Consider the following 21,480-nt stretch of genomic DNA (forward strand, 5'->3'; position numbering starts at 1 on the left):
GGCACATGCGCACCGACCCCCGCACCACGGCCGCCGCCCTCCTCCCCCTGGTGGGCGGCCCCGCCAACGTCACCTCCGTCGCCCACTGCATGACCCGCCTACGCCTCGGCCTGACCGACCCGTCCCTCGTCGACGAGGAGGCGGTACGGGCCGTGCCGGGGGTGCTGGGGGTGGTCGTGGACGGGGGGTCGTACCAGGTGGTGGTCGGGCCGGGGGTGGTGGACCGGGTGACGACCGCGTTCGAGGAACTGCTCACCGCCGAGGCTCGACCGGAGCGGGACCGCACCGGACCGCACCGGAAAAGGGCCGTTGCGCAAAACAACACCACCCCCCTCAAGACCGCCCTCCGCCGCGTCGCCTCCGTCTTCGTCCCCCTCATCCCCGCCCTCGTCGGCTGCGGCATCCTCGCCGGGATCAACGGGCTGCTGGTCAACGCCGGTTGGCTGCCCGGGCTGACCCCCGCGCTCACCGCCGTGGCCGCCGCCTTCATGGCGCTGATCTGTGTGTTCGTCGGCGTCAACACGGCCCGGGAGTTCGGCGGGACGCCGGTGCTGGGCGGTGCCGTCGCCGCCGTCGTCGTATACCCGGGGGTCGCGAAGGTGACGGCGTTCGGGGTGACGCTGGCGCCCGGGCAGGGCGGGGTGCTCGGGGCGCTGGCCGCGGCGCTGCTCGCGACGTACGTCGAGAAGGCGTGCCGGGGGCGGGTGCCGGAGGCGCTGGACGTGCTGGTGACGCCGACCGTCACCGTCCTGGTCGCCGGACTGGCCACGCTGTACGGCCTCATGTACGCGGCCGGTGTCGTCTCCTCCGCCATCGGGACCGCCGCGAACTGGCTGCTGGACACCACCGGCGCCTTCGCGGGACTGGTCCTCGGCGGCCTGTTCCTGCCGCTGGTCATGCTGGGCCTGCACCAGGCGCTGATCCCGATCCACGCGACCCTCATCGAGCAGCAGGGCTCCACGAATCTGCTGCCCCTCCTGGCGATGGCGGGTGCGGGCCAGGTCGGGGCGGCCTGCGCTGTGTACGTCCGGCTGCGCCACGACACCGCCCTGCGGACGACGATCAGATCGGCGCTCCCGGCGGGACTGCTGGGCGTGGGCGAACCGCTGATCTACGGCGTGTCCCTGCCGCTCGGCCGCCCGTTCCTGACCGCCTGCGCGGGAGGGGCGGCCGGCGGGGCCTTCGTCGGATTCTTCGCGATGCTCGGAGACCGGGTGGGCGCGACGGCCATCGGCCCCTCGGGCTGGGCCCTCTTCCCCCTGCTCGCGGGCAACCGCGGCCTCGCCGTCACGGCGGCGATCTACGCGGGCGGCCTCCTGACGGGGTACGGCGTCGGCTTCGCCGTGACATACGTCCTCGGCATCCCCGAATCCTTTCGACGAGTCCCCGCCTCCTATACATGTCCCGACGAACGCCGGGACGGGACGAGGAGCTCTTCGTGATCACAGTCATCGCCATCGCCGCCGGAGCCGTACTGCTCTGCACCTGCGCCTACGTCGTCACGCGCAAGCGGAAGCAGGCCCGTGGCTGACGCGTCCTGGCCCGGTGAACCGCTGATCGCCGCCGCCCGGCGCGGCGACGTCGACGCGATCGCGGCGCTGGTCTCTGCTTCGCACCCGAACGTGCGGCGGTTCGCGCGCTCGCTCTGCGCCACGCCCGAAGACGCCGAGGACGCGGCCCAGGAAGCCCTGATCACCCTCTATCGCAAGATCGGGACGCTACGGGCGTCCGGGGCCCTGGCGTCCTGGATGTTCCGCATCGTCCGCAACGAGTGCCTACGGCGCGCACGGACGCTACGGGCGGCCCCCACGCCGCTGCCGGACGCGGCCCCGCCGGACGCAGCCGCGCCCTCGGCCGAGGAGGTGGCCCTGGAACGCGTCGAGGCGAGCAGGGTGGCGGCCGCCATCGCCGCCCTGCCGGCCGAGCAGCGCCACGTGCTGATCATGCGGGACGTCCAGGGCCACAGCGGACGCACGACCGCCGAGGCGCTCGGCCTGAGCACCGCCGCGATGAAGTCACGTCTGCACCGCGCCCGCACGGCGGTTCAGCAGTCGCTCCACGCCACGCCCGTACCGACGCCTGGAGACCGTCATGACGACGACCAAAACCGAAGGCCCTGACTTCGCGAGTACGTCCCTCCCCCGCCACCTGGTCCGGGGCCTGATCGGCTTCGGCGCCCTGATCGGCTCGGTCGCGCTCCTCCCGACCGCCGGCCCGGTCAGCCTGCTGCTCCTGCCGGTCGGCCTACTGGCCCTGCGCGGCTGCCCGATGTGCTGGACCATCGGCCTGATCCAGACCATCTCGCGTGGCCGCCTCCAGCGCACCTGCGGGGACGGCCGCTGCACACTGACCGTGCCGGACCGGCAACCAACAGGGCGGCCTGACCACCTCCGGTGACCCCGCGAGCTTCGCCCTCAACAGGGCAGTCTCCCCGCCCTGTTCACCCTCCGCACATCGTGCAGGTGTTGCCGTGCGGTGCAGGTGCGCATTCGGCTGGAGGACGACCCGGCCACCGTCGCCCAACTGAGGTTCGTGTTCGATCTGCTCGTGGCCTCAGCCCTCTCGCAGGAGAAGTCCCTAGCCTTGATTGAGGCGTTGGCGCAGGATTACGCCGTCCGGGACTCCAAGACCCCCTCCGGCCCGAAGCTCGTGTTCCGGCCGGAGGCCTGGTCCGCGTTCGTCGAAGACCTCAAGAATCTCGGCGTCTGAGCCCATCTGAGCCTCGGGCACCGAACCCCGAGCCCTCTTTTCAAGGAACGGGTGGAGGCCCTCAACCCACCCTCCCACCCGGCGAGTTGACTCGACGCGTTCGGCTTGCCACGCATAGTCACGATCGTCTAGCGTGCCCGAATAGCGAACGAAACAGCCCCCGCCAGGCGCTACCAACACCTGCGGGGGCTTAACCAACGAGATCGAAGGCCCGATCCCATGGCTGAAGCCAACCTTAGTGCTACCGTCCTGCCCGCGCACGCCTCCCCGCACCCCATGGCCAATCCGGGGTACGGAAAGCGCTCGGCACCGGACCAACACCCCCGCACGAACCACGACTTCGCCCACCTCTCACCCCGCGAAGCCGCCATCGCCGCGTACATCGACCGCCTCCCCGACGGCGCCGACATCTCGGTGAAGACGCTGGCCAAGCAGCTGCCGTACGGACAGTGCGCCCTGCGCACGGCCCTCAACAGGATCCAGCAGGCAGGGCACTTGAGGAGGGGCCGGGAACATCTCGCCGGCTCGGGCACCCAGCACTGGATCACCCGATCGTGGTGGTCCCGCACCGCGCGCGGGGATGACTGGTGGGCGGCGTTCACGCGAGGCGACGTACCGGCACCGGAGCAGCCGCCCGACCGCCCGGTCCTCACCCGCACCCGCGCCCACATCCTCCTCGCCGCCCTCGGCCGTACGGCCCCCGCGCTGTCGCTCTCCCAGGCCGACTGCGCGGAGCTCGCCCCGCTGCTCACGGAGTGGTTCGCGCGGGGGGCCACGGACGAGCACGTAGTGCAGGCCCTGACCAGCGGCCTGCCCTCCCCCGTGCACCACCCGGCCGCCCTGCTCCGCAGACGCCTCACCGACAAACTCCCGCCCGAACCGGCCCGGCCTCCCGCTCGCCCGCCCCTCCGCATCCTGGAGTGCGCGAAGTGCCGCGCCCCGGGCCGCCCGGAGGCACTGCCGGGCGGCATCTGCGGCGCATGCCGAGGCGCACGCGCCCCCATCAGCCACAACACGCCCCTGTCCCCTCCAGAGGTCCGCTCCCGGGTGGCCGAGATCCGTGGCGCGATGAACCAACGGCGAGAAGGGACACCCGCATGAGCAGACTGTACGCACCCGCAGATGTGTACACTTTTGCCATGGAGACGTATCCGCTCGTGGAGGCCCGGAACCAGCTCGGTCAGCTTGTCGGCCGGGTCCGGCACGGTCAGGAGCACATCCTGATCACCGAGTACGGCAAGCCCGCGGCCGCGCTCATCCCCATAAGCGAGCTTGAGGAGCTGCAGAGGCTTCGGGACGAAGCGGATATCGCGGAAGCGCGTGCGCGTGAGGCGGCTCCGTCCGGCCCCTCGATGGCGCACGACGAGTTCATGACGCAGCTGGAGGAAGAGGACCGCCGAGAGGTCGCCTCGTGATCCATGCGGTGGTGTGGGAACACCACGCCATGAACGACTTCCGACGGCTCCGGGCGATTGATCCCGTCGGCGCCAAGGCGACCGCCGCAGCAGTACGAGCGCTTGCTGAAAACCCTCGTCCGGAGGGCGCTCGGGCGCTGGCACATCCGGGTACTACCGACTGCACGTCGGCACTTGGCGAGCGCTCTATCGGCCGGACGGCGATACCGTCACGGTCTACGTACTGAAGGTCGGCCGCAGTACCTGAAGGCCGACCCGACGGCGTTGTCACCCCCGTATGCGACGCTGGTAGTCGTGAACCACGCCCAGCTCACCGCCCTCGGTCGTGCCCTCCGTCTGCTCGGGGAGCACGGTGAGGCGCTGACCGCCGATACGCCCGATGCCCGGCTGCACGAGGTCAAGGCCGATCTGCGGCGGGCCCTGGAGCTCCTGGACGAGAGCGTCGGTACGCCCGCCACCACGCGGTGCGCCGAGCATCCGAACGGCCCCGTCGACGAGAGCGCCCCCGACCTGTGCCTGCTGTGCGAGACCCGGCGGCGCACCGCACGCCGCTCCGAGTTCGACGGCGCCTACGGCCGCCCCCGCCCCGCCGAGCACATCGAGACCGCCCCCTCCCGCTACGGCGTCCGCGGCGACCGCCCGCAGCCCCAGCAGCGCTGGCTGCCGGAGCTGTGGAACGGCCAGGAGTGGCAGCTGTGCGGCACCCCGCGCCGCGACCGCCGGGAGGCCGAGCTGTATCTGGCCGCCCTGCGCCGCGGCTCCCGCCCGGCGATGGCGTACCGGCTGGTCCACGAGTTCACGGACTACGAGGTGCTGCGCGTCTGGGGCAACCCGGTCAAGGTCGACATCGAGCCGCTCGGCAATCTCTGACGGCGCACACCCCCTGCGCTCAGCTCTCGCGGGCGATGAACGCCCGCGTCCGCTCCTCGTCGATCTCGTACACCGTCTCGTGGGCGCGCGGATCCCGGGCGTGGAAGGTGTGGAACAGCGGACCGCCCGGCCCGCCCAGCTCCACCAGGGAGGCGGACGCCCCGCGCACGGCCCGCTCGGTCCCCGGCGCGGTCGTGAGGTCGATGCGATTGACGACGCCGGGCGTCACCCACACCGGCACCGACTCCAGGAAGCCGGAGAGCTGAAGGTGGTAGTGCCCGGTGAGCACCGCCTTCACATCACTTCCCCGGATCGCGTCGGCCAGTTCCCCGGCGTCGCGCAGCCCGAAGTGCCGCTGGGTCGCCGAGAGGTCCAGGGCGATGGGCGGATGATGGAAGGCGAGGACGGTCCCCCGCTCGGCGGGCGTGCTCAACACCTCCCGCAGCCAGGCGAGTTGCCCCTCGCCCAGCCGCCCGTACACCTTCCCCGGCACCAGCGAGTCCAGGGTGACCAGGCGCCACCCGCCGACGGTGCTCACGGCGGCCCGCTCCTCACCGGGCAGGGCGAGCTCCGCCTCGGCGTGCCCGTTGCCCAGCACCTTGGTGAAGGCGGACCGTTCGTCGTGGTTGCCGGTGGTGTAGAAGACGGGCGCGCCGAGCGAGCGCGCGAAGCCGCCGACCAGCTCCCGCAGGGTCGTGTACGCCTCCACGGCCCCGTCGTCGGCGAGGTCACCGGTCACCATCACGGCGTCGACCCCCCGCAGATGCCGCAGCTCGGCGAGCATCAGCCGCAGGGACTCGGTGGCGTTGACGCCCCGCGCGTTGGGGGCGTCGGTGCGGTCGAGGTGCGTGTCCGAGAGATGAAGGATCCTCATCTCCCGGACCATACACGGGCGTTGGCGATCAGCTGAGGGTCCTCAGGGCCGCCGCGTCGTAGGGCGCCAGGTCCTCGAAGCGGCCGGCCAGCACCTTCGCCGCCCACTCGGGGTCCTGGAGCAGCGCGCGCCCGACCGCCACGAGGTCGAACTCGTCGCGCTCCAGGCGGTCGAGGAGATTGTCGAGGCTGCCGATCGGCGCGCCCTCGCCCGCGAAGGCGCGGATGAAGTCGCCGTCGAGGCCGACCGAGCCGACGGTGATGGCCGGCTTGCCGGTCAGCTTCTTCGTCCAGCCGGCGAGGTTGAGGTCCGAGCCCTCGAACTCGGGGAGCCAGTAGCGGCGGGTGGAGGCGTGGAAGGCGTCGACACCGGCCGCGGCGAGCGGGGCGAGGACGGCGTCCAGCTCCTCGGGGGTCTCGGCGAGCCGGGCGTCGTAGTTCTCGGACTTCCACTGCGAGTAGCGGAAGATCACGGGGAAGTCGGCGGAGACGGTCTCGCGCACGGCGGCGACGATCTCGGCGGCGAAGTTGGTGCGGGCGGCGATGTCACCGCCGTAGGCGTCGGTACGGCGGTTCGTGCCGGCCCACAGGAACTGGTCGATGAGGTAGCCGTGGGCGCCGTGCAGCTCGACCCCGTCGAAGCCGATCCGCTCGGCGGCGGCAGCGGCCTCGGCGAAGGCCCCGATGACGTCGTCGAGGTCGCGCTGGGTCATGGCCCGACCGGCGCCCTCGGTCCCGTCGAGCCGGATCCCGGAGGGGCCGACGGCGGGAGCGTCGGCGAACGGCGGCTCCCCTTCCTTGCGGACCATCCCGATGTGCCACAGCTGCGGCACGATCTTCCCGCCGGCCGCGTGCACGGCGTCGGCGACCTTCGCCCACCCGGCGAGCTGCTCCTCCCCGTGGAACCGCGGCACCCGGTCGCTCTGCCCCGCCGAGTCGTGCCCGACGTACGTCCCCTCCGTCACGATCAGACCGACACCGGCGGCGGCGCGACGGCTGTAGTACGACCGCACGTCCTCACCGGGCACGCCGCCCGGCGAGAACATCCGGGTCATGGGCGCCATCACGATGCGGTTCGGAAGGGTCAGGCCGTTGATGGACACGGGCCGGGCGAGAATCTCGGCCGCGCGGGAAGCGGCGGACTCGGGGGAGGTGAGGGTCACGGGGGCTCCTCTGTGAGCGACTGGACGGTATGTGCATACGCATGCACCACGCCTACGAGAACGGAGCCCGCCCCTCCCCCATTCCGCCCCGCCGCCCCCAGCCGGTGTGACACGGACCACGTCCCCCATCCGGCGAGGCGGCGGACACAGGGGGAAAGTCTCTGGCGCCCCGTGGCGCGGTGGCACAGGATGACGCCCATGACGAGCGGGGGCGGCGGAGGCAGCGAGGGCAGGGACGACGAGCCGGTCTTCACCAGAAAGCGGGGCCGGTACTACTACAACCCGAACAACCCCCTGGGCCTGGCTCTGATCTTCCTCTCCCTCGCCTTCGTGATCGGCGCGCTGATCTTTCTGCGGCAGGAGTCGAGGTGGAGCGAGGGCGAGTTGCGGGAGGCGACGCGGAAGGCGGCGGCGAGGCTGGAGGCGGAACCGGTGGTCGTCGACGAGTGGCTCGGCTACGACATGTACATCGACGACGCCTTCGAGAAGGCGGGCGTGGGCCCTTCGTACGGCCCGACGGTGACCCGCACGACCGACTCGACGTACACGGTGACGGGCTCAGGCACGGACGCGGCGCTCTGCCTGCACATCACCTCTGTCCCCCACGGCGACAAGGCGATGCTGGACGTGGACGTCACGGACGGCGCGTGCCCCGAGTGAGCCCCGGAAGCTCAAGCCGAAAAACGCCCGAGGGCGGCACCCCCAGCCGTGGCTGTGGGTGCCGCCCTCGGTCCGTAGGACGGTTGATCGAACCAGAGGTCGATCAGAAGTCCATGTCACCGCCCGGCATGCCGCCGCCGGCCGGGGCCGCGGCCTTCTCCGGCTTGTCGGCGATGACGGCCTCGGTGGTGAGGAAGAGCGCGGCGATGGAGGCCGCGTTCTGCAGCGCGGAGCGCGTCACCTTCGCCGGGTCGATGATGCCCTCGGCGACCAGGTCGACGTACTCGCCGGTCGCGGCGTTGAGGCCGTGACCCGGGGTCAGGTTGCGGACCTTCTCCACCACGACGCCGCCCTCGAGGCCGGCGTTGACGGCGATCTGCTTCAGCGGGGCCTCGAGGGCCAGCTTGACGGCGGCGGCACCGGTGGCCTCGTCGCCCTCCAGCTCCAGCTTCTCGAAGACCTGGGAGGCCTGCAGCAGGGCCACGCCACCACCGGCGACGATGCCCTCCTCGACGGCCGCCTTGGCGTTGCGCACGGCGTCCTCGATGCGGTGCTTGCGCTCCTTGAGCTCCACCTCGGTGGCGGCACCGGCCTTGATGACGGCCACGCCGCCCGCGAGCTTCGCCAGGCGCTCCTGGAGCTTCTCGCGGTCGTAGTCCGAGTCGCTGTTCTCGATCTCGGCGCGGATCTGGTTCACGCGGCCCGCGACCTGCTCGGAGGAGCCGGCGCCGTCGACGATGGTGGTCTCGTCCTTGGTGATGACGACCTTGCGGGCCTTGCCCAGCAGGTCGAGGGTCGTGTTCTCGAGCTTGAGACCGACCTCCTCGGAGATGACCTCGCCGCCGGTGAGGATGGCGATGTCGTTCAGCATCGCCTTGCGGCGGTCGCCGAAGCCCGGGGCCTTGACGGCGACGGACTTGAAGGTGCCGCGGATCTTGTTGACGACCAGGGTCGACAGGGCCTCGCCCTCGACGTCCTCGGCGATGATCAGCAGCGGCTTGCCCGACTGCATGACCTTCTCCAGGAGCGGGAGCAGGTCCTTCACGTTCGCGATCTTCGAGTTCGCGATCAGGATGTACGGGTCGTCGAGGACGGCCTCCATACGCTCCATGTCGGTCGCGAAGTAGGCGGAGATGTAGCCCTTGTCGAAGCGCATGCCCTCGGTGAGCTCAAGCTCCAGACCGAAGGTCTGCGACTCCTCGACGGTGATGACGCCTTCCTTGCCGACCTTGTCCATGGCCTCGGCGATGAGCTCGCCGATCTGGGTGTCGGCGGCGGAGATGGAGGCCGTGGAAGCGATCTGCTCCTTGGTCTCGACATCCTTCGCCTGCTCCAGGAGGGCGGCGGAGACGGCCTCGACGGCCTTCTCGATACCGCGCTTCAGAGCCATCGGGTTGGCACCGGCGGCCACGTTGCGAAGGCCCTCGCGGACCAGCGCCTGGGCGAGGACGGTGGCGGTGGTCGTACCGTCGCCGGCGACGTCGTCCGTCTTCTTGGCGACTTCCTTGACCAGCTCGGCGCCGATCTTCTCGTACGGGTCCTCGAGCTCGATCTCCTTGGCGATGGACACACCGTCGTTGGTGATCGTGGGGGCGCCCCACTTCTTCTCGAGGACGACGTTGCGGCCCTTGGGGCCGAGCGTCACCTTCACGGCGTCCGCGAGCTGGTTCATGCCGCGCTCGAGGCCGCGCCGCGCCTCCTCGTCGAACGCGATGATCTTGGCCATGTGAAGTGGTCCCTCCAGGACTGGGGGTGATTCCTTCGGACCGCGCCCGCGCCCGCGACGGACGGCCTGCCTGCCTCGTGGTTCCTTGCCCCACCCGGCCTGCGGGCCTCACCGACCCGGTCCTTCTTTGTCACTCTCACCTTCAGAGTGCTAACGCCAATGATTAGCACTCGCCCCTGCCGAGTGCAAGCGCCTCTCGCAGAGGGACCCCCTGCGGCCCACGTGTCGGCGGCTCCCCGGCCGGCTCCGGGCAGCGCGAAGGGCCCGCACCCATGACGGGTGCGGGCCCTTCGCGGAAATGAATGTTCAGGCGGTGACGCGAACCATGTCGGCCTGCGGGCCCTTCTGGCCCTGCGAGATCTCGAACTCGACCCGCTGGCCCTCTTCCAGGGTGCGGTAGCCGTCCATCTGAATCGCGCTGTAGTGGACGAAGACGTCCGCACCACCGTCGACCGCGATGAAGCCGTACCCCTTCTCCGCGTTGAACCACTTGACGGTGCCCTGAGCCATGCCTAACTCCCCTATTACTGGCCCTTGCACAGATCCACACTTCGCGGATCCGGGTCAGACCTCACCCCCCAGTCTTGGTTGGGGGCGTGCGCCGGAACGCGTCGACCGCGGCTGAATGTATCTGTCCAACTGCCGTCTGCAACAGGTCAATCGGACGAGAATTCTGGGCACGACAGGCCCGGAATGTGGGGACAATTGCCCTGACTTCGGGTCAAGTCGGGCCCCACAAAGGGAACAAAAGCCGCGAAAGAAGCGCACAGTTTGGCTACTTCTTGTCGGGTGTAAGGCAGAAATCAAGGGCTTCCAACCGGGGGGCCGGGAGCGCGTTCCCCAACTGTACCGCGCTCAATCACACAGAATTGCCCCCTCCGCTTCTCTCACGGAGGGGGCAATTCGATGAACTCTCGGTAACTCCCGTTACCGAAGGTAATGATCAGCCGCCCGCGACGGCCGGGATGATGGAGACACCCGCGCCGTCCGGGGTCGCCGTCTCCAGGCCCTGCTCGAAACGCACGTCGTCGTCATTGACGTAGACGTTCACGAACCGGCGCAGCCTGCCCTGGTCGTCGAGCACCCGTGCGGCGATGCCGGTGTGGTTCTTCTCCAGGTCGGCGATGACCTCGGCGAGGGTCGCCCCCTCCGCGGAGACCTCGGCCCGACCGCCCGTGTAGGTGCGCAGGATGGTGGGGATGCGGACGTTGACGCTCATGCGAGGCCAGCCTCTCGGAAGGAGTCCAGGTTCGGGCGGATGGTGGCGGTGAGGCCGGTGCCGGCCACCGCGTCGAGGGTCTTGAGGCCGTCACCGGTGTTCAGTACGACGGTCGTGAGCGTGGGGTCGAGAAGACCGTTCTCGATGAGCTTCCTCGTCACACCCACCGTCACACCGCCGGCGGTCTCCGCGAAGATCCCCTCGGTCCGCGCCAGCAGCTTGATCGCGTCCACGACCTGCTCATCGGTCACGTCCTCCACCGCACCACCGGTACGGCGGGCGATGTCGAGCACATAGGGGCCGTCCGCCGGGTTGCCGATCGCCAGCGACTTGGCGATGGTGTTCGGCTTCTGGGGCCGCACCACGTCGTGCCCCGCCTTGAAGGCCACCGACACCGGCGAGCACCCCTCGGCCTGCGCGCCGAAGATCTTGTACGGCCGGTCCTCGACGAGCCCGAGCTTGATCAGCTCCTGGAGCCCCTTGTCGATCTTGGTGAGCTGGGAGCCGGAGGCGATCGGCACCACCAGCTGGTCGGGGAGCCGCCAGCCGAGCTGCTCGCAGATCTCGTACGCCAGCGTCTTGGAGCCCTCGGCGTAGTACGGCCGCAGGTTGACGTTGACGAAGCCCCAGCCCTCGCCGGCCGGGTCGCCGATCAGCTCCGAGCAGAAGCGGTTCACATCGTCGTAGTTGCCCTCGATGCCGACGAGTTCGCCGCCGTAGATCGCGGCCATGACGACCTTGCCCTGCTCCAGGTCGTGCGGGATGAACACGCAGGAGCGGAAGCCGGCGCGGGCGGCGGCGGCGCCGACGGCACCGGCCAGGTTGCCCGTGGAGGAGCAGGAGAGGGTCGTGAAGCCGAAGGCCCGCGCGGCCTCCAGCGCCTGGGCGACGACGCGGTCCTTGAAGGAGTGCGTCGGGTTGCCGGAGTCGTCCTTCACATACAGCCCGCCGGTCACTCCCAGCTCGCGCGCCAGGTTGTCGGCCTTGACGAGCTGGGTCCAGCCGGGGTTGATGTTGGGCTTGTCGGCCACGTCGGCCGGGACCGGCAGCAGCGGCGCGTACCGCCAGATGTTCGCGGGGCCCGCCTCGATGCGCTTGCGGAGCTCCTCGCTGTCGTACGCGGAGAAGTCGTAGGCGATCTCGAGCGGGCCGAAACACTCCTCGCACGCGAAGACCGGGCCGAGCGGCACGCGGTGGCCGCACTCGCGACAGCTCAGCGCCGCGGCGGGACCGAGGTCTACGGTGGAATCAGTGGTGCTTGCAACAGTCTGCGCAGCCATGTGAGGCGAGGCCCTTTCTCCTCATCTTCCTCACGACGCACCTCGCCGTGAGACGGATTTGGCACCTTCCCTAGCCGGGAGCCTCGCGGAACGATCAAACACTGATCTACGAGAACCGACTGGAGGGTTGCCGGGGCTTCATCGGGCCGTGTCCCTCTGCCCCTCTGGATGAGCGGTATGAACTTTTTGGGCGCCGACATCCACCGACATGCGATGGTCATCAGCGTTGTTCAAGACTGTAACCGACGGCCAGGACAGTTGAGAGAGTCGTCCGAACCGCGAGACAACCCGTGAGGAGCCGCTGACTGTGCTGGAAGAAGTCGAGCGCTGGCTGGCCACCCGCTCCTGGTCCGTCGCCGATCGCCCGCTCCATCGGGTCATGGCGGCCAAGCGCGCCACCGGGCAGACCGTGTCCGTCGTGCTCCCCGCGCTGAACGAGGAGGAGACGGTCGGGGACATCGTCGCCGTGATCCGCCACGACCTCATGCGGCAGGTGCCGCTGGTCGACGAGATCGTCGTCGTCGACTCCGGATCCACCGACCGCACCTCCGAGGTCGCCGCCGCCGCGGGTGCCCGGGTCGTCCACCGCGACGACATCCTGCCGCGCATCCCGGCCCTGCCCGGCAAGGGCGAGGTGCTGTGGCGGTCCCTGCTGGTCACCACCGGGGACATCGTCTGTTTCATCGACGCCGACCTGAAGGAGTTCTCCTCCGACTTCGTCACCGGGATCGTCGGCCCGCTGTTCACCGACCCGGGCGTGGATCTCGTCAAGGGCATGTACGACCGTCCGCTGGCCGGCGCCGCGGGCCAGGGCGGCCGGGTGACCGAGCTGATGGCCCGCCCGCTGCTGAACATGCACTGGCCGCAACTGGCCGGTTTCGTGCAGCCGCTCGGCGGCGAGTACGCGGCCCGCCGCGGCCTGCTGGAGCAGCTGCCCTTCCCCGTCGGCTACGGCGTGGAGCTGGGCATGCTGGTGGACGCCCTGCACCTGGTGGGTCTGGACGCCCTGGCGCAGGTCGACGTGGGGGTGCGCAAGCACCGTCACCAGGACGGGCAGGCGCTGGGCCGGATGGCGGCGGCGATCTACCGCACGGCCCAGCTCCGGCTGGCCCGCGGTCACCTCGTCCGCCCCTCCCTCACCCAGTTCGAGCGGGGCGAGGAGGGCTTCGAACCCCGCACGTACTCCGTCGACACGGAGGAGCGGCCGCCCATGGTGGAGATCGCCGAGTACGCCGCCCGCAAGGTGGCCTGAAGCCGGTACGTCTCCGTATACGGTCGCCCACCGAGCGGAACCGTACGTTTGAGCGTTTCGCGGTAGGGCTAAGTTGAGGCGTATGGCTTCCACGCACGGCGCTGAGGTGCTGGTCGCGTCCAATCGCGGCCCGGTTTCGTACGGAGTGCGGGAGGACGGCTCGCTCACGGCCAGACGCGGCGGGGGCGGGCTGGTCTCCGGGCTGTCGGCGATCGGGCCGGAGGCCGGCGCGCTCTGGGTGTGCGCCGCGCTGTCCGACGGCGACCGGGAGGCGGTACGGCGCGGGGTGGCCGAGCCCGGCACCCGCATGCTGGCCGTCCCCGCCGACGTGCTGGAGGACGCCTACAACGGCATCGCCAACTCCGTCCTGTGGTTCATCAACCACATGCTGTACCAGACCCCGCTGGAGCCGGTCTTCGACGCGGAGTTCCGGCGGCGGTGGGCGTCGTACGAGCGCTACAACCGCGCCTTCGCGGAGGCGCTGGCGCAGGAGGCGGCGCCGGGCGCGGCCGTCCTCGTCCAGGACTACCACCTCTGTCTGGTCCCCGGGATGCTCCGTGACCTGCGCCCCGACCTGCGCATCGGTCACTTCTCGCACACGCCGTGGGCGCCGGTGGAGTATTTCGAGATCCTCCCGGAGGACATCCGCGGGCAGCTCGTGTGGGGGATGCTCGGTGCGGACCAGCTCGGCTTCCTGACCTATCGCTGGGCGCGTGCCTTCATGGCCTGCGCCGAGGCCACCGGCCGGGGCGACATCACCCTGAGCTGGCCGGCGGGCGACCCGGTCAAGACCGTCGAACACCTGCGTGACGGCGTCCCTCCGGTGCGCAGGACCCGGATCGGTGTGTACGGGCTCGGCGCCGACGCCGAGTTCCTGCGCGCCCGCTCCCACCAGCCGGACGTGGAGGAGCGGATCGCGGAGCTGCGGGAGGAGATCGGCGGCGAGGGGGACCGCAGGACGATCGTCCGGGTCGACCGCACGGAGCTGTCGAAGAACATCGTGCGGGGCCTGCTGGCGTACCGGCAGCTCCTGGAGGACCACCCGGAGTGGCACGAGCGGGTCGTCCATGTGGCCTTCGCCTACCCCTCCCGCCAGGACCTGGCCGTCTACCGCGACTACACGGCCGAGGTGGCGCGAGTGGCGCAGGAGATCAACGAGCGCTACGGCACCCCGGGCTGGACCCCGGTCCTGCTGAACCTCAAGGACGACTTCGCCCGCTCCCTCGCCGCGTACCGCCTCGCGGACGTGGCCCTCGTCAACCCGATCCGGGACGGCATGAACCTGGTCGCCAAGGAGGTCCCGGTGGTGTCGGACGGGGGCTGCGCGCTGGTGCTGTCGCGGGAGGCGGGGGCGTACTGGGAGCTGGGCGACGACGCGATCGTGGTGAACCCCTACGACATCCTGGAGACGGCCGACGCGCTCCACGAGGCCCTGACGATGAAGCCGGAGGAGCGCGCCGAACGCTCGAAGAGACTCGCGGCGGCGGCGACGGCCCTGCCCCCGGCGCAGTGGTTCCTGGACCAGCTCGAGGCGCTGCGCGCGATTCAGCCGAGCTGAGCGGCGAGGTCCCGCAGCAGTGCGACGACCCCGGCCGGGCCGTCGACGACCAGGTCGGCGCGTTCGGACAGTTCGGTGACCTCGGCGCTGCCGCTGCACACGAGCAGCCCGGGCACGCCGTCGGACCGCAGCTTCTCCACGGCGGCGAAGGCGGGCAGGTCCCCGAGATCGTCCCCGGCGTAGACGACGACCCCGGCGCCGACCTCCCGTACGAACCGGGTCAGCGCGACGCCCTTGTCCATCCCGGGCGGCCGCAGCTCCAGCACCATCCGCCCCGGCTCGACGACCAGTCCGTGCCGGGCGGCGAGGGCGGTCAGGGGCTCGCGGAGCGCGTCGAACACCCCCTGGGGATCGGGCGCCCTGCGGGTGTGCACGGCGATGGCCCGCCCCCCTTTCTCCTCGACCCACACCCCGGTGCCCTCGACGACGCCGGGCAGCTCCTCGCGGACGGCGGCGACACCGGGATGCGGGTCGGGGGCGGTGATCTCCCCGGTGCGGGCGTCCCATCGTTCGGCCCCGTAGTGCCCGAGCACATGCAGCCGCTCCAGGCCGCCGACCCCGCCGAACCCCCCGTGGCGCACGGCGACGTCGGCGGGCCGCCCGGTCACGACGGCGACGGCGGCGACGTGTGGCGCGAGCGAGGCCAGCACGGGCACGGCATCGGGATGGGCCCGGGCGCTCTCGGGATCCTCGACGATGGGCGCGAGGGTCCCGTCGAAGTCGAGGGCGATCAGAGCGGACCGGGGCCGCGCGAGAAGGGCGTCGAGGGCGTCGCGCCCGGCGGAGGTGACGGGAGTAGGCAGAGTTCCCATGGGTTCGACCATAGAGGGGTCATCGCTCCGAACGCCGGGTCTCCCGGACTCTCCTCAGCCGATTGACCGTAACCGGGTCCATGGCCAGCGCCCGAGGGTCGTCCAGCAGCGCGTTCAGCAGCTGGTAGTAGCGCACGGGAGCGAGCCCCAGCTCTTCCCGTATGGCCCGCTCCTTGGCGCCCGGACCGGCAAAACTGCGCCGCTCCATGGCGAGAATCCGCTCCAGCTCCATACCCGCACGCTAGCTCACCCGGTGGCGGAGCTGTCCGCCGTCATCGCCTCGGTCTGCAACTCGCTCAGCACCGACGCCGGGCTGCCCCCCGGGGCCACGGCGGAGCCGATCCGCTTCTTCACGTCCGCGCTGACCGCCGCCCAGGACGTCCGCCCCACGGGGTACAGCTCGGACAGCGCCAGCTCGTCGAGGAACGGCTTGAGGTCCTGGTCCTCGGCGGCGGAGGCCATGACCTCGCTGGCGGAGGTGGTCACCGGCAGCAGGTCGTACTCCCGCGAGAAGGCGAGGACGTTCTCCTCGTCGTAGACGAAGTCGAGGAAGTCGCCGATCTGCTCGGCGTGGCCGTTCTGCTTGAACGCGGTCATCCAGTCGGCGACGCCCATGGTCGACCGGCTGGGCCCCTTCTTCCCGGGCATCGGCACCATGCCGAACTTCACGCCCTTCTTCGCGGCCATCTTCATCAGCGAGGGATGTCCGTTGAGCATGCCCACCCGGCCGGCGGCGAAGGCGGCGAAGGCGTCGGCGCGGTTCAGCTTGGCGGGCGCGACCGGGCCGGTGAGGCCCTTGTCGACCAGTTCGTTCTTCAGCCAGCTGAAGGTGTCGACGTTCTCGTCGGAGTCGATGCTGTAGCCCCCGACGAGCGAGGTGTAGCCGCCCCCGCCGCTCAGCAGCCACTGCATGGTCTCGGCCTGGGCCTCCTCGGGGCCGAGGGGCAGGGCGTACGGGTACGTCACGCCCTCGTCCTTGAGCTTGGCGGCGGCGGAGGCGAGCTCGGCCCAGGTGGTGGGGGGCTTCAGCCCGGCCCGGTCGAAGAGGGTCTTGTTGTAGAACAGCAGCCGCGTGGAGGCGGCGAAGGGCATGCCGTACTCGGTTCCGTTGACCTCGCCGGCCTTGGAGAGCTGGGAGACGAAGTCGGCCTGGACGGGGATGGAGAGCAGCTCGCCGGCCTTGTAGAGGCGGCCCTCGGCCGCGTAGTCGGCGTAGGCGCCGATCTGCGCCATGTCGGGCGCCTTGCCGGCGTCGACCAGCCGGCGGACCTCGCGGTCGACGTCGTTCCAGGAGCGGACGGTGACCTCGACGTGGACGTCGGGGTGCTTCTCCTCGTACGCGTCGACGATCTTCGCCCAGTACTTCTCGGAGCTGTTGGCCGCGCTGTCGCCGTAGTCGGCGGCGACCAGGGTCAGGGTGGTGTCGCCGTCGCTCCCGGTCACGCCGCAGCCGCCGAGGACCGCCGTCATTCCCAGCGCGGACACCACCGCGATCGTCCCTGTCCGCGCCCGCATGGCCCGCCGCTGCACCGCTGTCTCCCCTGTCACTTCTGTCGCTTGTGTCGCTTCTGCCTGTGATCGGACCCCGCTGATCCACACCCGGGGTCCGTATAACGGAATAAGGTCTACACCACGCAAGTGGACTAGACCTCTTGCGGGTCCTCGGGCCACACTGTCCCCCGTGAGACATGTCATCGCCCTCGACGTGGGCGGCACCGGGATGAAGGCCGCCCTGGTCGGCGCGGACGGCGCTCTGCTGCACCAGGCCCGCCGGGCCACCGGACGCGAGCGCGGCCCCGACGCGGTGGTCGCCGCCATCCTGGACTTCGCCGCCGAGCTGCGCGCGTACGGCGCCGGGCACCTGGGCGAACCCGCGGCCGCCGCCGGCGTCGCGGTCCCGGGGATCGTCGACGAGGCCCGGGGCACGGCGGCCTACTCGGCGAACCTCGGCTGGCGGGACGTACCCCTGCGGGACCTGCTCGCCGAGCGGCTGGACGGCAGCCCGGTGGCCCTCGGACACGACGTCCGCACCGGCGGCCTGGCCGAGGGCCGCGTCGGCGCGGCCCGGGGCGCCGACCGCTTCCTGTTCGTGGCCCTCGGCACGGGCATCGCGGGCGCCATCGGCGTCGACGGCCGGGTGGAGGCGGGCGCGCACGGCTTCGCGGGCGAGATCGGCCATGTCGTCGTACGGCGGAACGGCCCCGCCTGTCCCTGCGGGCAGCGCGGCTGCCTGGAGCGGTTCGCCTCGGCCGCGGCGGTCAGCGAGGCATGGGCCGAGGCGTCCGGGGACCCGGAGGCGGACGCCGCCGACTGCGCCAAGGCCGTCGCGTCCGGCGACCCGAACGCCGTCCGGGTCTGGCAGGAGGCGGTCGACGCCCTCGCCGACGGCCTCGTCACCGCCCTCACCCTGCTGGACCCGCGCACGCTGGTCATCGGTGGCGGGCTCGCCGAGGCGGGGGAAACGTTGTTCACACCACTGCGGGACGCGGTCCGGCGACGGGTCACCTTCCAGAAGCTGCCGGAGATCGTCCCCGCAGCTCTGGGCGACACAGCGGGATGCCGAGGCGCAGGACTACTGGCCTGGGATCTCCTCAATTCGACGAACCTCAAGGAGGCAACTCCCTAATGGCAACCCCCCCAGGGGCGCGGGGAACTGCGCGAGACACCACGACGCACCCGCACCCCGCGACGGCCGGAACCCCTCTGGTGCTCTCCGGCGCCCACGTGGTCCTGCCCACCGGGGTCGCCAAGGGCGGGCATCTCACCGTGGAGGGCAAGTACATCTCCGCGGACACCCCGGAGAACGCCCGGATGATCGACGCGACCGGCCACTACCTGGTCCCAGGCTTCGTGGACATCCACAACCACGGCGGCGGCGGAGCCTCCTTCACCTCGGGCTCCGTGGACGACGTCATCAAGGGCATCCACACCCACCGCCTCCACGGCACCACCACCCTCGTCGCCTCCACCGTCACCGGCGAGATGGACTTCCTGGTCCACCGCGCCGGCCTCCTGTCCGAGCTCGCCGAGCAGGGCGACATCGCCGGCATCCACTTCGAGGGCCCCTTCATCTCGCCGTGCCGCAAGGGCGCGCACTCCGAGGAACTGCTGCGCCACCCCGCACCGGCGGACGTCCGCAAGCTGATCGACGCCGCGCGCGGCCACGCCACGATGGTCACCCTGGCCACCGAACTGCCGGGCGGCATCGACTCCGTACGGCTCCTCGCCGAGCACGGCGTCATCGCGGCGATCGGGCACACGGACGCGACGTACGAGCAGACCGTGGAGGCGATCGACGCGGGCGCCACCGTCGCCACGCACCTCTTCAACGCGATGCCGGCGCTCGGCCACCGCGCTCCCGGCCCGATCGCGGCCCTGCTGGAGGACGAGCGGGTCACCGTCGAGCTCATCAACGACGGCACACACCTGCACCCCGCGGCCCTGGAGCTGGCGTTCCATCACGCGGGCGCGGACCGGGTCGCGTTCATCACCGACGCGATGGACGCGGCGGGCTTCGGCGACGGCCGCTACATGCTGGGCCCGCTGGAGGTCGAGGTGGCGGACGGCGTGGCACGCCTCGTGGAGGGCGGCTCGATCGCGGGCTCGACCCTCACCCTGGACCGGGCGTTCAAGCGGGCGGTGACCATCGACCGGCTGCCGGTCGAGGACGCGGTGGCGGCCCTGTCGGCCAACCCGGCCCGGCTGCTCGGCCTGGACGACCGGATCGGCTCCCTGGAGCCCGGCAAGTACGCCGACCTGGTCCTTCTCGACGAGAACTTCGACGTCAAGGGCGTGATGCGGCAGGGCGACTGGGTGGTCGATCCCCAACTGGACTGAAACGTCCCGTTCTTCGTCGGACGGCTTCATCAGACGGTGACCGACCCGAGGCTGGGCCGGTCGCCGTCTCTTTGGCATGATCGGGCCCCGGCAAAGTGACGAACACGGAATCGGGGGAGGTCCACCAGGTGATCCTCACGGTCACACTGAACACCGCTCTCGACATCACCTATCGCGTACGGTCCCTGCGGCCGCGCACCTCGCACCGGGTGTCGGACGTCATGGAACGGCCCGGCGGCAAGGGGCTGAACGTGGCCCGGGTGCTGGCCGCGCTCGGCCATGAGGTGACGGCCACCGGCTTCGCGGGCGGGGCGACGGGCGAGGCCGTCCAGGCACGGCTGGCGACGGTCCCCGGGCTGACGAACGCCCTGGTCCCGATATCCGGCGCGACCCGACGCACGATCGCCGTGGTCGACGAACTCACCGGTGACACCACCCAGTTGAACGAGCCGGGACCCTCGATCGGGACCGCCGAGTGGGCCGCCTTCCAGGAGGTCTACGAGGATCTGGTGGCCGGCGCCGAGGCGGTCGCCCTGTGCGGCAGCCTGCCGCCGGGGGTGCCGGTGGGGGCGTACGCGGGGCTGATCCGCACGGCCCGGGCCGCGGGCACGCCGGTCCTCCTGGACACGAGCGGCGAGGCACTGCGCCGGGCCGTGGCCGCCCGCCCGGACATCATCAAGCCGAACGCGGACGAACTGGCGGAACTGACGGGTTCGCACGAGCCGACCCGGGCCGTCCAGGACGCCCGTCGGCGCGGAGCACGCGCGGTGGTGGCCTCCCTGGGCCCCGGGGGCCTGATCGCCGCAACCCCGGAGGGCACCTGGCGAGCCACCCCACCAACTCGTGTATCGGGCAACCCGACAGGCGCCGGCGACACGGTCTCCGCGGCCCTCCTGTCGGGCCTGGTGACCAACCTCCCCTGGCCCGCCCGCCTGACCCGGGCGGTAGCCCTGTCCACGGCGACGGTCCTCTCCCCGACGGCCGGCGAGTTCGACCCGACGGCCTACGGAGAGCTGCTGAACCGGGTGACGGTGACCGGGGAGGTCAGCGCGGCCTGAGGGTCAGTTCTTCCAGCCCTTTTCGAGCCAGAGCTGATCGATGTTGGCGTCGCAGGTGTTGCCCTGCTCGCAGGAGATCTTGATCGTGTTGGTGCCCTTGGTCAGCTCGATGTTGACCCAGGTGGAGGTCCAGCCCTTCGCGTAGTCGCCCGCCGGGGCCTTCGCGAAGTTCGCCATGTTGACGGGCCTGGTCTGGGCCGTGCCGTTGACCGTGATCGTGGCGTTGGAGTCCTTGCCAGGAACGCCGTAGGCAACGTAGAGCGTGTACTTCCCCGACTCGGGAATGGCGTTGGCCGTCCAGGTGAGCGCGGCTCCGACCTGATTGAACCCGGCCACGTAGACGCCGCCGCCAGCCTTGGCGCCCTGGACGTCCGAGGCCGTTGTGGCGGAACCCTCCAAGCGGAGCGCCTTCGCGTCGATCTTCGGCAGCTCGTCCCCACTCGCCTCGCTCGTGCTCGACTCACTCGGGGAGGCGCTCGGGGCGGTGCTCGGGGACGTCGACGTGCCGCCGCCCTTGCTCTCCTTGTCCGTGTTGCCGTTGGTCATGGCGATCGCGATGCCGATCACGACCGCGGCGACCACCGCGACCGCGCCGATCAGCAGGCCCTTGGTGTTGGGGCCGCGGCGGCCGCCCGACGGCACCTGCTGCTGGCGGGTCGTCGAGGCACCGCCGCCCCCGGCGAAGCTCTCCGGCGCCGCGTAGTGCGCGTTCGGCTGCCCGTACGCGCCTTGCTGGTGCGGCACTCCGGCCTGCTGGCCGGGCTGGGCGTACTGCTGCTGCGGGCCGCCGTACTGGCGCTCGCCGACCGTCCGCACCCGGCTGACCGAGTTCGGGTAGCCGTAGCCCCCGGAGGGCGGCTGGGCTCCGTTGGCCTGTCCGTCGGCGTAGAGGTAGCCGAACGGGTCGTCGTCCTCGGGCGTGCTCGCGCCGTTGTTGCCGGGCGTCATCCTTTCGACTCCTCAACAGGTGCAGGGTGGATGCGGTACGTCTTCAAATACGTGTGGCGAAGTGCGAGCCTACCCGCTCCCACGCACCCGAACGGGTGAC

General features: G+C 70.9%; 24 protein-coding genes, 1 pseudogene and 1 riboswitch. Of the genes and pseudogenes, 15 read left to right on the forward strand and 10 right to left on the reverse strand.

All coding sequences use genetic code 11. From position 1 onward, the window contains the following. Positions 1 to 5: 5 nt before the first annotated feature. From ACZ5NW_RS33920 to ACZ5NW_RS33960, 9 genes and pseudogenes are all read left to right on the forward strand, one after another. Complete coding sequence (locus tag ACZ5NW_RS33920) at positions 6 to 1,442, forward strand: PTS transporter subunit EIIC (protein WP_468747857.1); 1,437 nt, start codon at positions 6 to 8, stop codon at positions 1,440 to 1,442. Then, the gene (locus ACZ5NW_RS33925) at positions 1,439 to 1,531 is read left to right on the forward strand and encodes an LPXTG cell wall anchor domain-containing protein (protein ID WP_468747858.1); all 93 of its coding nucleotides are present in this window, start codon (positions 1,439 to 1,441) and stop codon (positions 1,529 to 1,531) included. Before ACZ5NW_RS33920 ends, ACZ5NW_RS33925 begins: the two co-directional genes overlap by 4 nt. Next, positions 1,524 to 2,120 carry an RNA polymerase sigma factor gene (locus ACZ5NW_RS33930; protein ID WP_468747859.1) on the forward strand — a complete coding sequence of 199 codons (597 nt, stop codon included), beginning with the start codon at positions 1,524 to 1,526 and terminating at the stop codon, positions 2,118 to 2,120. Before ACZ5NW_RS33925 ends, ACZ5NW_RS33930 begins: the two co-directional genes overlap by 8 nt. Next, complete coding sequence (locus ACZ5NW_RS33935) at positions 2,092 to 2,397, forward strand: hypothetical protein (RefSeq protein WP_468747860.1); 306 nt, start codon at positions 2,092 to 2,094, stop codon at positions 2,395 to 2,397. Before ACZ5NW_RS33930 ends, ACZ5NW_RS33935 begins: the two co-directional genes overlap by 29 nt. A 78-nt stretch (positions 2,398 to 2,475) precedes the next feature. Beyond that, a complete protein-coding gene (locus ACZ5NW_RS33940; protein ID WP_468747861.1) occupies positions 2,476 to 2,709 on the forward strand; it encodes a DUF397 domain-containing protein in 234 nt (77 codons plus the stop codon). A gap of 219 nt (positions 2,710 to 2,928) precedes the next feature. Further along, positions 2,929 to 3,810 carry a hypothetical protein gene (locus ACZ5NW_RS33945; protein WP_468747862.1) on the forward strand — a complete coding sequence of 294 codons (882 nt, stop codon included), beginning with the start codon at positions 2,929 to 2,931 and terminating at the stop codon, positions 3,808 to 3,810. Then, positions 3,807 to 4,124: a type II toxin-antitoxin system Phd/YefM family antitoxin gene (locus ACZ5NW_RS33950; protein ID WP_468747863.1), complete on the forward strand. Its 318-nt coding sequence runs from the start codon at positions 3,807 to 3,809 to the stop codon at positions 4,122 to 4,124. The genes ACZ5NW_RS33945 and ACZ5NW_RS33950 overlap by 4 nt, the downstream gene beginning before the upstream one ends. Before the next feature lie 142 nt (positions 4,125 to 4,266). After that, a pseudogene (locus ACZ5NW_RS33955) lies at positions 4,267 to 4,371 on the forward strand (type II toxin-antitoxin system RelE family toxin); the annotation flags it as partial. A gap of 47 nt (positions 4,372 to 4,418) precedes the next feature. Next, entirely contained in the window at positions 4,419 to 4,994 is a 576-nt protein-coding gene (locus ACZ5NW_RS33960) for a hypothetical protein (protein WP_468747864.1), read from the forward strand. A gap of 19 nt (positions 4,995 to 5,013) precedes the next feature. Here the strand turns inward: ACZ5NW_RS33960 and ACZ5NW_RS33965 are convergent, their stop codons facing one another. Then, complete coding sequence (locus ACZ5NW_RS33965) at positions 5,014 to 5,868, reverse strand: metallophosphoesterase family protein (RefSeq protein ID WP_468747865.1); 855 nt, start codon at positions 5,866 to 5,868, stop codon at positions 5,014 to 5,016. 28 nt (positions 5,869 to 5,896) lie between these two features. Next, the gene (locus tag ACZ5NW_RS33970) at positions 5,897 to 7,030 is read right to left on the reverse strand and encodes an NADH:flavin oxidoreductase (protein ID WP_468747866.1); all 1,134 of its coding nucleotides are present in this window, start codon (positions 7,028 to 7,030) and stop codon (positions 5,897 to 5,899) included. Positions 7,031 to 7,228: 198 nt separating this feature from the next. Between ACZ5NW_RS33970 and ACZ5NW_RS33975 the strand changes: the two genes are divergently transcribed. Beyond that, positions 7,229 to 7,690: a hypothetical protein gene (locus ACZ5NW_RS33975; RefSeq protein ID WP_468747867.1), complete on the forward strand. Its 462-nt coding sequence runs from the start codon at positions 7,229 to 7,231 to the stop codon at positions 7,688 to 7,690. A 103-nt stretch (positions 7,691 to 7,793) separates the two neighbouring features. On the opposite strand, the gene groL is transcribed toward ACZ5NW_RS33975, so the two are convergent. The 4 genes from groL to thrC form a co-directional block, all read right to left on the reverse strand. Continuing rightward, the gene (groL, locus tag ACZ5NW_RS33980) at positions 7,794 to 9,416 is read right to left on the reverse strand and encodes a chaperonin GroEL (protein WP_398863975.1); all 1,623 of its coding nucleotides are present in this window, start codon (positions 9,414 to 9,416) and stop codon (positions 7,794 to 7,796) included. A 306-nt stretch (positions 9,417 to 9,722) separates the two neighbouring features. Continuing rightward, entirely contained in the window at positions 9,723 to 9,926 is a 204-nt protein-coding gene (locus tag ACZ5NW_RS33985) for a cold-shock protein (protein WP_004986573.1), read from the reverse strand. Between the two features lie 433 nt (positions 9,927 to 10,359). After that, the gene (locus ACZ5NW_RS33990; RefSeq protein WP_468747868.1) at positions 10,360 to 10,635 is read right to left on the reverse strand and encodes a MoaD/ThiS family protein; all 276 of its coding nucleotides are present in this window, start codon (positions 10,633 to 10,635) and stop codon (positions 10,360 to 10,362) included. Further along, positions 10,632 to 11,915, reverse strand: a complete 1,284-nt coding sequence (gene thrC, locus ACZ5NW_RS33995; RefSeq protein ID WP_468747869.1) for a threonine synthase — start codon at positions 11,913 to 11,915, stop codon at positions 10,632 to 10,634. The genes ACZ5NW_RS33990 and thrC overlap by 4 nt, the downstream gene beginning before the upstream one ends. Positions 11,916 to 11,933: 18 nt before the next feature. Further along, positions 11,934 to 12,090, reverse strand: a riboswitch (SAM riboswitch). 132 nt (positions 12,091 to 12,222) lie between these two features. Here thrC and ACZ5NW_RS34000 point away from each other — a divergent pair. Continuing rightward, positions 12,223 to 13,167, forward strand: a complete 945-nt coding sequence (locus ACZ5NW_RS34000) for a glucosyl-3-phosphoglycerate synthase (protein WP_468747870.1) — start codon at positions 12,223 to 12,225, stop codon at positions 13,165 to 13,167. Between the two features lie 82 nt (positions 13,168 to 13,249). Then, entirely contained in the window at positions 13,250 to 14,725 is a 1,476-nt protein-coding gene (locus ACZ5NW_RS34005; protein ID WP_468747871.1) for an alpha,alpha-trehalose-phosphate synthase (UDP-forming), read from the forward strand. Here the strand turns inward: ACZ5NW_RS34005 and otsB are convergent. From otsB to ACZ5NW_RS34020, 3 genes are read right to left on the reverse strand one after another with little or no spacing between them, the layout of a single operon-like run. Continuing rightward, the gene (gene otsB, locus ACZ5NW_RS34010) at positions 14,713 to 15,537 is read right to left on the reverse strand and encodes a trehalose-phosphatase (protein ID WP_468747872.1); all 825 of its coding nucleotides are present in this window, start codon (positions 15,535 to 15,537) and stop codon (positions 14,713 to 14,715) included. The two genes, ACZ5NW_RS34005 and otsB, sit on opposite strands and share 13 nt — an antisense overlap. A gap of 19 nt (positions 15,538 to 15,556) precedes the next feature. Next, positions 15,557 to 15,769, reverse strand: a complete 213-nt coding sequence (locus ACZ5NW_RS34015; protein WP_468747873.1) for a DUF3263 domain-containing protein — start codon at positions 15,767 to 15,769, stop codon at positions 15,557 to 15,559. Between the two features lie 14 nt (positions 15,770 to 15,783). Continuing rightward, positions 15,784 to 17,052, reverse strand: a complete 1,269-nt coding sequence (locus ACZ5NW_RS34020; RefSeq protein WP_468747999.1) for an ABC transporter substrate-binding protein — start codon at positions 17,050 to 17,052, stop codon at positions 15,784 to 15,786. Between the two features lie 166 nt (positions 17,053 to 17,218). On the opposite strand from ACZ5NW_RS34020, the gene ACZ5NW_RS34025 reads away from it, so the two are divergent. The 3 genes from ACZ5NW_RS34025 to ACZ5NW_RS34035 all read left to right on the forward strand — a co-directional run bounded on the left by ACZ5NW_RS34025 (position 17,219) and on the right by ACZ5NW_RS34035 (position 20,432). Then, on the forward strand, positions 17,219 to 18,163 hold the full coding sequence (locus ACZ5NW_RS34025; protein WP_468747874.1) for an ROK family protein: 945 nt from the start codon (positions 17,219 to 17,221) through the stop codon (positions 18,161 to 18,163). Continuing rightward, positions 18,163 to 19,374, forward strand: a complete 1,212-nt coding sequence (gene nagA, locus ACZ5NW_RS34030) for an N-acetylglucosamine-6-phosphate deacetylase (RefSeq protein WP_468747875.1) — start codon at positions 18,163 to 18,165, stop codon at positions 19,372 to 19,374. The genes ACZ5NW_RS34025 and nagA overlap by 1 nt, the downstream gene beginning before the upstream one ends. 128 nt (positions 19,375 to 19,502) lie before the next feature. After that, positions 19,503 to 20,432 carry a 1-phosphofructokinase family hexose kinase gene (locus tag ACZ5NW_RS34035; protein ID WP_468748000.1) on the forward strand — a complete coding sequence of 310 codons (930 nt, stop codon included), beginning with the start codon at positions 19,503 to 19,505 and terminating at the stop codon, positions 20,430 to 20,432. Between the two features lie 3 nt (positions 20,433 to 20,435). On the opposite strand, the gene ACZ5NW_RS34040 is transcribed toward ACZ5NW_RS34035, so the two are convergent. Continuing rightward, positions 20,436 to 21,380 (reverse strand): CBM35 domain-containing protein, encoded by a 945-nt coding sequence (locus ACZ5NW_RS34040; protein WP_468747876.1) that lies wholly within the window; start codon positions 21,378 to 21,380, stop codon positions 20,436 to 20,438. Positions 21,381 to 21,480: the final 100 nt, after the last annotated feature.

This window comes from Streptomyces sp. NPDC032126 (genome assembly GCF_055580085.1).

Excerpts from the sequence above, each read along its gene's own strand:
- thrC (WP_468747869.1), bottom strand. The coding sequence starts at position 11,915 with ATGGCTGCGCAGACTGTTGCAAGCACCACTGATTCCACCGTAGACCTC.
- ACZ5NW_RS33920 (WP_468747857.1), top strand. The coding sequence starts at position 6 with ATGCGCACCGACCCCCGCACCACGGCCGCCGCCCTCCTCCCCCTGGTG.
- ACZ5NW_RS33950 (WP_468747863.1), top strand. The coding sequence starts at position 3,807 with ATGAGCAGACTGTACGCACCCGCAGATGTGTACACTTTTGCCATGGAG.
- ACZ5NW_RS34040 (WP_468747876.1), bottom strand. The coding sequence starts at position 21,380 with ATGACGCCCGGCAACAACGGCGCGAGCACGCCCGAGGACGACGACCCG.
- ACZ5NW_RS33945 (WP_468747862.1), top strand. The coding sequence starts at position 2,929 with ATGGCTGAAGCCAACCTTAGTGCTACCGTCCTGCCCGCGCACGCCTCC.
- ACZ5NW_RS34015 (WP_468747873.1), bottom strand. The coding sequence starts at position 15,769 with ATGGAGCTGGAGCGGATTCTCGCCATGGAGCGGCGCAGTTTTGCCGGT.
- otsB (WP_468747872.1), bottom strand. The coding sequence starts at position 15,537 with ATGGGAACTCTGCCTACTCCCGTCACCTCCGCCGGGCGCGACGCCCTC.
- ACZ5NW_RS33975 (WP_468747867.1), top strand. The coding sequence starts at position 7,229 with ATGACGAGCGGGGGCGGCGGAGGCAGCGAGGGCAGGGACGACGAGCCG.
- ACZ5NW_RS33965 (WP_468747865.1), bottom strand. The coding sequence starts at position 5,868 with ATGAGGATCCTTCATCTCTCGGACACGCACCTCGACCGCACCGACGCC.
- ACZ5NW_RS34020 (WP_468747999.1), bottom strand. The coding sequence starts at position 17,052 with ATGCGGGCGCGGACAGGGACGATCGCGGTGGTGTCCGCGCTGGGAATG.
- ACZ5NW_RS34005 (WP_468747871.1), top strand. The coding sequence starts at position 13,250 with ATGGCTTCCACGCACGGCGCTGAGGTGCTGGTCGCGTCCAATCGCGGC.
- groL (WP_398863975.1), bottom strand. The coding sequence starts at position 9,416 with ATGGCCAAGATCATCGCGTTCGACGAGGAGGCGCGGCGCGGCCTCGAG.
- nagA (WP_468747875.1), top strand. The coding sequence starts at position 18,163 with ATGGCAACCCCCCCAGGGGCGCGGGGAACTGCGCGAGACACCACGACG.
- ACZ5NW_RS33985 (WP_004986573.1), bottom strand. The coding sequence starts at position 9,926 with ATGGCTCAGGGCACCGTCAAGTGGTTCAACGCGGAGAAGGGGTACGGC.
- ACZ5NW_RS33935 (WP_468747860.1), top strand. The coding sequence starts at position 2,092 with ATGACGACGACCAAAACCGAAGGCCCTGACTTCGCGAGTACGTCCCTC.
- ACZ5NW_RS33990 (WP_468747868.1), bottom strand. The coding sequence starts at position 10,635 with ATGAGCGTCAACGTCCGCATCCCCACCATCCTGCGCACCTACACGGGC.